This window comes from Mesorhizobium sp. M7A.F.Ca.ET.027.02.1.1 (genome assembly GCF_004022985.1).
Classification (GTDB): domain Bacteria; phylum Pseudomonadota; class Alphaproteobacteria; order Rhizobiales; family Rhizobiaceae; genus Mesorhizobium.
In genome coordinates this window covers 1-9640 of record NZ_RZOL01000236.1, presented here as the reverse complement: position 1 = coordinate 9640, position 9640 = coordinate 1, and the positions used below count along the sequence as shown (strand labels likewise).

Here is a 9640-nt window from a genome sequence, read left to right as displayed (position 1 = left end):
GGCTTTTCGAGCTTCGAACGCCCTGAGCCTGCGAAGGGCCGGGCGTGGTTAGTCGATCCACCCTGCCGGGTCCGCGCTGCTTCGCAGCGTCCCGGCGTTCGCCGGCCTTCATCGTGCCACCGGCACGATGAATTCGCCTTCGACGAACCGGCTGCTCGCCCCACAAGGGGAGAAGGAAAGAAGGCCTTAAGGCTTGTGGATGAACGCGGCGCCGAGAATGGGACCGGGCATGCCGTCCTTGCCGACCGACTGCAGCAGCACGGCGCAGCCGCCCTTTTTGGCAATCTCGCTCATCGGCAGTTCGTAGCGTTGTGCCTTGCCATGCCACATGCCGGCGGTCTGTATCCCGGTGACGGCGTTCCAGTAGGTCATCTTGCGGCCGGTGTTCTCGCCCTCGCCGACCTTGACCGTCTGCGGCGGGTCGAAATAGACGATGACGACATGGGCGTCGCTGGGGCCGTTGCCGGCATCGCCAGCGTCGATCGTCACACGGTCGCTGGTGCGGCTGACCTTGACGGCGACGCGCATGCCTTCGCCGCTCTTGGCCATGCGGGCGAGCGCGCCATCGACCTCGCCGCGGCTGGCGCCGTTGACGTGGACACGGCCATTGATAACGGCCTGCGGCGTATAGACGGAGCGGCTGCCGAAGGCGCGCATGTAGTCGTATTGCCGCTCGGTGTTCTCCTTGCGGCCCAGCGTATCCTGCCAGCCGAGATAGTCCCAATAGTCGACGTGATAGGCGAGCGCGACGATATCTTCCTTGGCGGCAAGTTCGGAGAACAGCGTATCGGCCGGCGGGCAGGAACTGCAGCCCTGGCTGGTGAACAGTTCGACCACGCCCAATGGCCTGTCGATCTGGGGCCTGTCGATCTGGACCCGGTCGGCATGGGCGCGATCGGATTCGCCGGCATGCCCGGCGCCGGCAGACGCCGAGAAGGCCAGCGCAAGAGCTGCCAGCCACAATGATTTTCGCGAGGCCATGGCCATTCCGATTCCCGCCGGTGGTGCCGGCTTTATCTTGATTGCTAAAATATGTGGCAGAAGCGGAAGTCAACGGGAAGTCACGTTGCGGTGAAATTTTGCCATTGCAGCCGACCGCAACCCCGCAATAGGAAGGATCTGCGCTTCAGGATAGAAACCGATTCGGGCGGCAATCACGATGTGGCAAACGTTTTTGGCGCCAGTCGACCTCTATTGCGAGCGAACCGGCCCGGAATTCTGGTCCGAACCGGTAAACGCCCTGACCAACCTCGCCTTCATCGCCGCCGGCCTGTGGGGCGTGCGCGAGGTACGAAGGCTGGGCACCGGCGCCTTCGCCGAGGTGCTGGCCTGGTGGGTGGTGGCGATCGGCATCGGTTCGACGATCTTCCACACCTTTGCCACCAAGGGCACGGTCTGGGCCGACGTGCTGCCGATCGCCGGCTTCACGCTGGCCTACACGCTGTTCAATTTACGACGCTTCCTCGGCATGCGATGGGGCAAGGCCATTGCCATCTTCATCGCCTTCTATGTGCTTGCCGGGGCGATAACCCTGGCCGTGCCGGACTGGCTGCGCCAGGCGTCGAACGGTACGACGGGCTATCTGCCGCCGTTCCTGGCGCTCGCCTTCTTCGGTGTCTGGGTGACGGTAAGCGGCAATCGCGCCGGCTGGTATAATCTGGCGGGATCGGCGATCTTCGTCGTGTCCGTCATCTGCCGGATGATCGACCCGGTGATCTGCGGCAGCTTTCCGCTCGGAACGCACTTCCTCTGGCACATCCTCAACGGCGTGATGCTCGGCGTGCTTTTGGCGGCAGCGGCGCGGTTTGGGAAGCCACGGGTAGGGCAGTAGGGCAGTAGGGCAGTAGGGCAGTAGGGTGCTCTATTCCCTACTCCCTTACTGCCCTACTGCCCTATTCCCTTACTAAGCCGCCAGATCGCGCAGCACGTATTGCAGGATGCCGCCGTTCTTGAAGTAATCGAGCTCATCCAGCGTATCGATGCGGCAGATGATCGGCACGTTCTTCACCGTGCCGTCGCCATAGGTGACCTTGGCGATCATCGTCTGGCGCGGTTTGATGGTGCTCAAGCCGTCGATCTCGACCAGCTCGTCTCCCTTGAGGTTGAGCGATGCCCATGAGGTGCCTTCCTCGAAGACGAAGGGAATGACGCCCATGCCGACCAGGTTCGAGCGATGGATGCGCTCGAAGGACTGGGCGATGACCGCGCGGACACCAAGGAGATTGGTTCCCTTGGCCGCCCAGTCGCGCGACGAGCCGTTGCCGTATTCGACGCCGGCGAAGACAACCAGCGGCACGCCTTCCCTTTTGTATTCCATCGCCGCGTCGTAGATCGATTCCTCTTCCTTGGACGGGTAGTGGATGGTGTAGCCGCCCTCGCGACCGTTCTCGCCCAGCATGTGGTTGCGGATGCGGATGTTGGCGAAGGTGCCGCGCATCATCACCTCGTGATTGCCGCGCCGCGTGCCGTACTGGTTGAAGTCGGCGACGCCGACGCCGTGGTCGGTGAGGTATTTGCCGGCCGGTGAGGCCGCCTTGATCGATCCGGCCGGCGAAATGTGGTCGGTGGTTATCTTGTCGCCGAACAGGCCGAGCACGCGGGCGCCCTTGATGTCGCCGATCTTGCCGAAACCTGACGTCATGCCGGCGAAATAGGGCGGGTTCTGCACATAGGTCGAGTTGTCGTCCCACGCATAGGTCTGGCCTTCCGGCGCCTTGACGTTCTGCCAGTACTCGTCGCCCTTGAAGACGTCGGCATATTTGCGGGCGAACAGCTCGCGGGTGACGTTCTTCTCGATGAACTCCTGGATCTCGGCCGAGCTCGGCCAGATATCCTTGAGGTAGACCGGCTCGCCGTTCTTGTCCTCGCCAAGCGGCTCGGTGGTCAGGTCCTTTGTGACGGTGCCGGCCAGCGCGTGTGCCACGACCAGCGGCGGCGACGCCAGATAGTTGGCCTGCACGTCGGGCGAGACGCGGCCTTCGAAGTTGCGGTTGCCGGACAAGACCGCGGCAGCGATCAGGCCCTTGTCGTTGATGGTCTTCGAGATCGGCGCCGGCAGCGGGCCGGAATTGCCGATGCAGGTGGTGCAGCCGAAGCCGACCAGGTTGAAGCCGATCTGATCGAGTTCCTTCTGCAGGCCGGATTTCTCCAGATACTCGGCCACCACCTGGCTGCCCGGCGCCAGCGAGGTCTTCACCCACGGCTTCTGCTTCAAACCGAGGCGGTTGGCGTTGCGGGCCAGGAGGCCGGCGCCGATCAGCACGCTCGGGTTCGAGGTGTTGGTGCACGAAGTGATGGCGGCAATGACGACATCGCCATGGCCGAGATCATGGTCGGTGCCTTCGACTGCGTAGCGCTTGGAGATCTCGGCGGCCTTCTTGTATTCGGTCTCCATCGCCTTGGCGAAACCTTCCGGAATGCCTTCCAGGGCGACGCGGCCTTCGGGCCGCTTGGGTCCGGCCATCGACGGCACGACGGAGCCAAGTTCCAGCTCGAGCAGATCGGTGAACACAGGATCGGTCGAGCCGGTCTCGCGCCACATTCCTTGAGCCTTGGCATAGGCCTCGACCAGCGCGATGCGGTCCTCGCTGCGGCCGGACATTGTGAGGTAGCGGATGGTTTCCGAGTCGACCGGGAAGAAGCCGCAGGTGGCGCCATATTCGGGCGCCATGTTGCCGATGGTGGCGCGGTCGGCCAGCGTCATGTTGGAGAGGCCGGGGCCGAAGAACTCGACGAACTTGCCGACGACGCCCTTCTTGCGCAGCATCTGGGTGACGGTGAGCACGAGGTCGGTGGCGGTGACGCCTTCTTTGAGCTTGCCGGTGAGGCGGAAGCCGATCACCTCAGGCAGAAGCATGGAGACAGGCTGGCCGAGCATGGCCGCCTCGGCCTCGATGCCGCCGACGCCCCAGCCGAGCACGCCAAGGCCGTTGATCATGGTGGTGTGCGAATCGGTGCCGACGCAGGTGTCGGGATAGGCCGTCGTTTCGCCGTCCTCGGTGTTGGTCCACACCACCTGGCCGAGATATTCGAGGTTGACCTGATGGCAGATGCCGGTGCCCGGCGGCACGACGCGGAAGTTGCGGAACGCCTGCTGGCCCCATTTCAGGAATTTGTAGCGCTCCTCGTTGCGCTCATATTCCAACTCGACATTGCGGGCGAAGGCCATCGGGCTGCCGAATTCGTCGACGATGACGGAATGGTCGATGACGAGGTCGACTGGCACCAGCGGGTTGATCTTCTGCGGATCGCCGCCGAGCGAGGCCATGGCGTCGCGCATCGCGGCAAGGTCGACCACGGCCGGAACGCCGGTGAAATCCTGCATCAGCACGCGGGCCGGGCGATAGGCGATCTCGACGCCGGCGGTGCCCTTGTCGGTCAGCCAGCCGGCCACCGCCTGGATCGATTCCTTGGTGACGGAGCGGCCGTCTTCGTTGCGCAGCAGGTTTTCCAGCAGCACCTTCATCGAATAGGGCAGCTGCGAGATGCCGGTGAGACCGTTCTTCTCGGCCTCGATGAGGTCGAAATAGGCATACTCCGCGCCGCCTGCGGTCAGCGTGCGGCGGCAATTGAAACTGTCGAGGGATTTTGACACGTGCGATCCTTGTCTGTTCAGCCTGAAAGGGAACGGACGCCGATGGCATGCAATCACGCGCAAAGGTGCGGGTACGGCCATTTCCGCTGTCCGTTCCCAAGCAACCCGAGCCGTTCAAGGCGGCGCGTGCGCTGGTTCGGCGCTAATTCTGTTCCCGTGCCGACCGCTGGCACGGATGCACCGCATATAGAGAATTTTCCGGAATAGTTCTAGACAGTTGGAAAGCAAATTTGTGCGATGCGGCAGCGGCCGCGACACATGGTTTCAGGGCAGGCGAGGAATGCGGCTGATCGCCGAAAATCTGGGCGGCGAGCGAGGCGGCGACGCGGTGTTTTCCGGCATCGGCTTTGTTCTGGAGGAGCGCCAGGCGCTCATCGTCACCGGGCCGAACGGATCGGGCAAGTCGACCCTGCTGCGGGTCATCGCCGGGCTGCTGCCGGCGGCGCAAGGCAGCGTGAGGATCGAGGGTGCCATGGAGATTGAAGACGGGGACGAAGCGTTCCCGTCTGTTGCCTCGGCCTGTCACTACCTTGGCCACCAGAACGCAATGAAGCCGGCGCTCAGCGTGGCGGAGAATTTGCGCTTCTGGCGCGACTTCAACGGCGACGGACAGCTCGGCGTCGAAGAGGCGCTGGAAACGGTCGGGCTCGGCGGCATCGGCCACCTGCCGTTCGGCTATCTGTCGACCGGGCAACGCCGCCGCGCGGCTATCGCGAAACTTATGGTGAGCCACCGGCCATTGTGGTTGCTGGATGAGCCGACAGCGGGGCTGGACAAGGCGTCGGAGGGACGGTTCGCGGGGTTGATGGCGAAGCATTGCGAAGGCGGAGGGATGATTGTCGCGGCGACGCATTTGCCGCTGGGGATCGAGGGGACGGAGTTGAGGATCGGGGGAACTGGTTGATGATGGCGCGCGAGCATCTCAAATCATGCTAGCCCTCTTCCTGCGCGACATCCGCCTCAACATCCGTGCGGGCGGCGGGGCGCTGACCGGGGTCATCTTCTTCCTCGCCGTCATCGCCACCATCCCGTTCGGAGTAGGGCCAGACCTGAAGCTGCTGGCCCGCATCGGACCGGCCATCCTGTGGATCGGCGCGCTGCTGTCCTGCCTGCTCGGGCTCGACCGGTTGTTCCAGGCCGATCGCGAGGATGGCTCGCTCGATCTCCTGGTGCTCGGAAACGACCGCCACATGCTGGCCTTGACGGTGCTGGTGAAATGCCTGGCGCATTGGGCGGGCAGCGTGCTGCCGCTGGTGGTCGCCGCGCCCCTGCTCGGGCTGTTCATGAACATGGAGCCGCTCGGCATCGGCGCCACGGCGCTGACGCTGCTGGTCGGCACCCCGGCAATCACGTTCATCGGCGCCGCCGGTGCTGCGGTGGCAGTGGCGCTGCCGCGTGGCGGGCTGCTGATCTCGGTACTGGTGCTGCCGCTGACCATTCCGGTGCTGATCTTCGGTGTTTCGGCGAGCTATGGGGCGACCGCCAATCCCGATCCGTTTCTGCAGCCCTTCCTCATTCTTGCCGCGCTGACCTTGTTTCTTAGCGTGCTGGGTCCGGTCTCGGCGGCACTGGCGCTGCGTCATGGCACGGATTGACGCAGCGTATGACTGCGGCGCGGCGACCGATTGCGAAGCCGACGGAGCGAGGCTAAGGGAAAGGCATGTCTAGACTGGGCGACATGATCGGCTTGGAAGCCCCCACTTCAGCGAGGCCCGTCGCATGAGCGCGCATGCACTCTACGTGACCGCCGCCTATGGCATTACGGCCGTGGTGCTGGCCGGATTGATCGGCTGGATCCTGCTCGACCAGCGGGCGCGCAAGCGCGAACTCGCCGAACTGGAGGCATCCGGCGTGCGGCGGCGCTCCGACAAGGCCGCAAAGCCATGAGCACCGAAACGGAAACGTCGCCCCCACGCACTCGTCGCCTGTTCGTGCTGTTGCCGCTGCTGATCTTTCTCGGCCTGGCCGGACTGTTCCTGTCGCAGCTGCTGTCGGGGCGCGATGCTTCGGAAGTGCCATCGGCCCTGATCGGCCTGCCTGCGCCGCAAACCAGCCTGCCTGCGCTGGAGGGGTCCAACCTGCCGGGGCTCGATTCGAAAACCTTCGCCGGCAAGGTCACATTGGTCAACGTCTTCGCGTCGTGGTGCGCGCCATGCCGCGAAGAGCACCCGGTGCTTCTGGCGCTGTCGCAGGATAAGCGTTTCACAATGGCGGCGCTGAACTACAAGGACCGGCCGGAAAATGCACGCCGGTTCCTCGGCGATCTCGGCAATCCGTTCCAGGCGATAGGGGTCGACGAAGCGGGCCGCGCGGCGATCGACTGGGGCGTCTACGGCGTGCCGGAGACCTTCGTCATCGGCAAGGACGGCAAGATCGCCTACAAGCATGTCGGCCCGCTGACGCCCGAGACGGCGAGGGATCTCTTGCTGCCAAAGATCGACAAGGCGCTGGCGGCACGTTGATATTCAGGTGATGCCGGCCTGCAAACGGCGGCTTCCTGCGCTTCCGGTGCTCACGTACTTAAGTACGCTCCGCTCCGGTTCTCGGAAACCACCGTTTTCGTCTCGGCCTGACCTGAATCTCAACGCACCTTGGCGGTGCGTCTTATCGGACTCGAGATCAGCCGTAGATCTGCTTGTGGATCTGGTAGAGCATTTCCGAGCGGTCGGCGCGCATGTCGGCCAGATCGCGGCTGGAAAAGCTGTCGATTTCGGCGACAAGGCGGTTGTAGTGCTTGCGCTTGGCAATGCTGTTGCGAGCGCGGGTCATGAGACTGTCGAGGATCATAGCAAGGTTCCTTTTTTGGCGCCGCGTTTCGGCGGCGGTTTCTTCCTCCCTTGATCGATACGAAGCATGACATAGTAATGGTGCATTGCAAAAAGAAGATGTTGCAATGCACCATTGCGCTGGACGCATAGCCGGTTAATACGGCGCTAACGTCATGCGCAGAGCCGGCAAGCGATCTTTTGCATGACACTGTGCGTACCCACATTGCCTTCTGTCCCTCCGGCTGGCTTGATCCGGGTGTCATTGATGCCGGGAGGAAAAGCATGGCGGCCGCAGACTATTATGAAATTCTCGATCCGCGCTTCGCGCGCCTGTTTAATGGCAACGCGCAGGTCGAGAAGCTGTTCACCGGATGCCAGTGGGCGGAGGGGCCGGCCTGGTTCGCCGCCGGCCGCTATGTCGTCTGGTCCGACATCCCCAACAACCGCATGCTGCGCTATGACGAGACCGACGGCAATGTCAGCGTCTTCCGCCAGCCGTCCGGCAATTCGAACGGCAACAGCGTCGACCGGCAGGGCCGGCTGATCACCTGCGAGCATTCGGGCCGCCGTGTCAGCCGCACCGAGTTCGACGGCTCGGTCACCACGATCGCGTCCAAATGGAAGGGCAAGCGGCTGAATTCGCCCAACGACGCGGTGGTGAAATCCGACGGCTCGATCTGGTTCACCGATCCGAGCTACGGCATCGATACGGATTATGAGGGCGACAGGGCCGAGAGCGAAATCGGCGCCTGCCATGTCTACCGGGTCGATCCCGGCACCGGCGAGGTCGAAGCCGTCATCACCGACATGGTCCGGCCCAACGGCCTGGCTTTCTCGCTCGACGAGAGCAAGCTTTATGTCGTCGATACCGGCCGCACGCATGGCGCACAGAATCCGGCACATATGCGGGTGTTCAATGTCGGCAAGGGCGGCAAGAAGGTTTCGGGCGAGAAAATCTTCGCCGACTGCACGGCCGGCCTGTTCGACGGCTTCAGGCTCGACGAGGACGGCCGCATCTGGACGAGTGCCGCCGACGGCATCCATTGCTACGATCCGGACGGCACGCTGATCGGCAAGGTCAAGGTGCCGGAAGTCACCGCCAACTGCGTGTTCGGCGGCAACAAGCTGAATTGCCTCTATATCGCCGGCACCACGTCGCTCTACATGGTGCGGCTGATGGTCAACGGCGCCAAGACATACTGAGACTGGAGCACTGGCTGAGACTGGAGCACTGGCGGCCGTTCGACGGTTTCATCGAAGCGGGTCGCGAGCACGAACATCCCGGGAGGACAAAATGCCATTCGTCAACATCCGCATCGTCAAGGAAGTGATATCAGCCGATCCGGCGGGCAAGAAGGCGGACATCGCCAAAAAGGTGACGGCGGCCATCATGGACGCCACCGGGCTCAGCAACGACGATGTCTGGGTGGTTTTTGAAGAGATCAACGCGCGCGATTGGTACGTTGGGAAGACTGATGTGGAGACGCTGCGAAAGGGCTAGCTCGAAGGTCTGGGGTGGCCGCCGCTCAACGCGAGCGAATAAACTCCACGAACGCGGCTAGCGCATCGCGCATCGCCAGCCGGTTTTCCGGCTCGGCCAGGATGGCCTCCACCTCCGGCGGCTTCTTGCCGAGCAGGGCAATCTCCAGCACGTCGTCGCAAAGTGCGAACGACATGGTGCGCATGATCTCGGCCAGTGCGGCGCGGGCGAACAGCGAGCGCGGCGAGGCGTGTGCCAGCATGGCGGGCTTGGCGACAGCGGCATCGCGCGAGACCAGCCAGTCGAGCGCGTTCTTCAGCCCGCCCGGCACGCCATGGGCATATTCCGGACAGGAAACGATCAGGCCGTCGGCTCGGCTGACGGCATCGATCAGCTTGGAGGCTTCGAGCGGTGTCCGCTCGCCTTCATCGTCGGGATTGAAGATCGGTATACGGCCGAGCCCGTCACGGACGGTGACGCGGCAGCCGGACGGCGCTTCGCGCGCCAGTGCGGCGATCAGCGCCGAATTTGTGGAGGCCGCGCGCAGGCTGCCGGAATGGCAAGGATGTTCAGCAAAGTATGGAATCAGTCCAGACGCGAATCGCGTCCGGAAAGCTACCACATCGTCTTCTTGTATTCCTCGTCGAGCCAGCGATCGGTCGCCTCGGCGGAATCGGCAACCGCCAGCTGATCGCGCATGATCTGGCCGAGCGTCGGCAGCGTCGCGCGGTCGTACCAGGTTTCCGGCTTCCACAAATCCGAGCGCATGAAGGCTTTTGCGCAGTGCATGTAGGCGGC

Annotated in this window: 11 protein-coding genes and 1 pseudogene; 7 read left to right on the top strand and 5 right to left on the bottom strand. The window is 63.5% G+C overall.

Annotated elements, in window-relative coordinates; genetic code table 11:
• Nucleotides 1-186: 186 nt before the first annotated feature.
• Entirely contained in the window at nt 187-987 is an 801-nt protein-coding gene (locus EN749_RS22990) for a thioredoxin family protein (protein WP_127269003.1), read from the bottom strand.
• Nucleotides 988-1159: 172 nt separating this feature from the next.
• Here EN749_RS22990 and EN749_RS22985 point away from each other — a divergent pair, with 172 nt between their 5' ends.
• A complete protein-coding gene (locus EN749_RS22985; RefSeq protein ID WP_128364032.1) occupies nt 1160-1831 on the top strand; it encodes a ceramidase domain-containing protein in 672 nt (223 codons plus the stop codon).
• A 72-nt stretch (nt 1832-1903) separates the two neighbouring features.
• On the opposite strand, the gene acnA is transcribed toward EN749_RS22985, so the two are convergent.
• On the bottom strand, nt 1904-4594 hold the full coding sequence (gene acnA / locus EN749_RS22980) for an aconitate hydratase AcnA (RefSeq protein WP_127808687.1): 2691 nt from the start codon (nt 4592-4594) through the stop codon (nt 1904-1906).
• Nucleotides 4595-4874: 280 nt separating this feature from the next.
• On the opposite strand from acnA, the gene ccmA reads away from it, so the two are divergent.
• From ccmA to EN749_RS22960, 4 genes are all read left to right on the top strand, one after another.
• Nucleotides 4875-5498, top strand: a complete 624-nt coding sequence (gene ccmA, locus EN749_RS22975; protein ID WP_127808688.1) for a heme ABC exporter ATP-binding protein CcmA — start codon at nt 4875-4877, stop codon at nt 5496-5498.
• A 25-nt stretch (nt 5499-5523) separates the two neighbouring features.
• Nucleotides 5524-6189, top strand: a complete 666-nt coding sequence (gene ccmB / locus EN749_RS22970) for a heme exporter protein CcmB (protein WP_128364031.1) — start codon at nt 5524-5526, stop codon at nt 6187-6189.
• 124 nt (nt 6190-6313) lie between these two features.
• Nucleotides 6314-6481, top strand: a complete 168-nt coding sequence (ccmD, locus tag EN749_RS22965; protein WP_127268184.1) for a heme exporter protein CcmD — start codon at nt 6314-6316, stop codon at nt 6479-6481.
• Nucleotides 6478-7056, top strand: coding sequence for a DsbE family thiol:disulfide interchange protein (locus tag EN749_RS22960; protein WP_128364030.1), 579 nt, complete (start codon nt 6478-6480; stop codon nt 7054-7056). The genes ccmD and EN749_RS22960 overlap by 4 nt, the downstream gene beginning before the upstream one ends.
• Nucleotides 7057-7213: 157 nt before the next feature.
• On the opposite strand, the gene EN749_RS22955 is transcribed toward EN749_RS22960, so the two are convergent.
• Nucleotides 7214-7381, bottom strand: a complete 168-nt coding sequence (locus EN749_RS22955; RefSeq protein WP_013528833.1) for a hypothetical protein — start codon at nt 7379-7381, stop codon at nt 7214-7216.
• Nucleotides 7382-7644: 263 nt separating this feature from the next.
• Between EN749_RS22955 and EN749_RS22950 the strand changes: the two genes are divergently transcribed.
• Both EN749_RS22950 and EN749_RS22945 read left to right on the top strand, forming a co-directional pair.
• Nucleotides 7645-8565 carry an SMP-30/gluconolactonase/LRE family protein gene (locus tag EN749_RS22950; protein WP_127268186.1) on the top strand — a complete coding sequence of 307 codons (921 nt, stop codon included), beginning with the start codon at nt 7645-7647 and terminating at the stop codon, nt 8563-8565.
• A 91-nt stretch (nt 8566-8656) separates the two neighbouring features.
• A complete protein-coding gene (locus tag EN749_RS22945) occupies nt 8657-8863 on the top strand; it encodes a 4-oxalocrotonate tautomerase family protein (protein WP_127268187.1) in 207 nt (68 codons plus the stop codon).
• Between the two features lie 25 nt (nt 8864-8888).
• Here the strand turns inward: EN749_RS22945 and EN749_RS22940 are convergent, their stop codons facing one another.
• Together EN749_RS22940 and EN749_RS22935 are read right to left on the bottom strand one after the other, a co-directional pair.
• Nucleotides 8889-9464, bottom strand: coding sequence for an NADPH-dependent FMN reductase (locus EN749_RS22940; protein ID WP_245491476.1), 576 nt, complete (start codon nt 9462-9464; stop codon nt 8889-8891).
• A pseudogene (locus EN749_RS22935) lies at nt 9458-9640 on the bottom strand (pyridoxamine 5'-phosphate oxidase family protein); the annotation flags it as partial. The pseudogene EN749_RS22935 and the gene EN749_RS22940, both read right to left, overlap by 7 nt.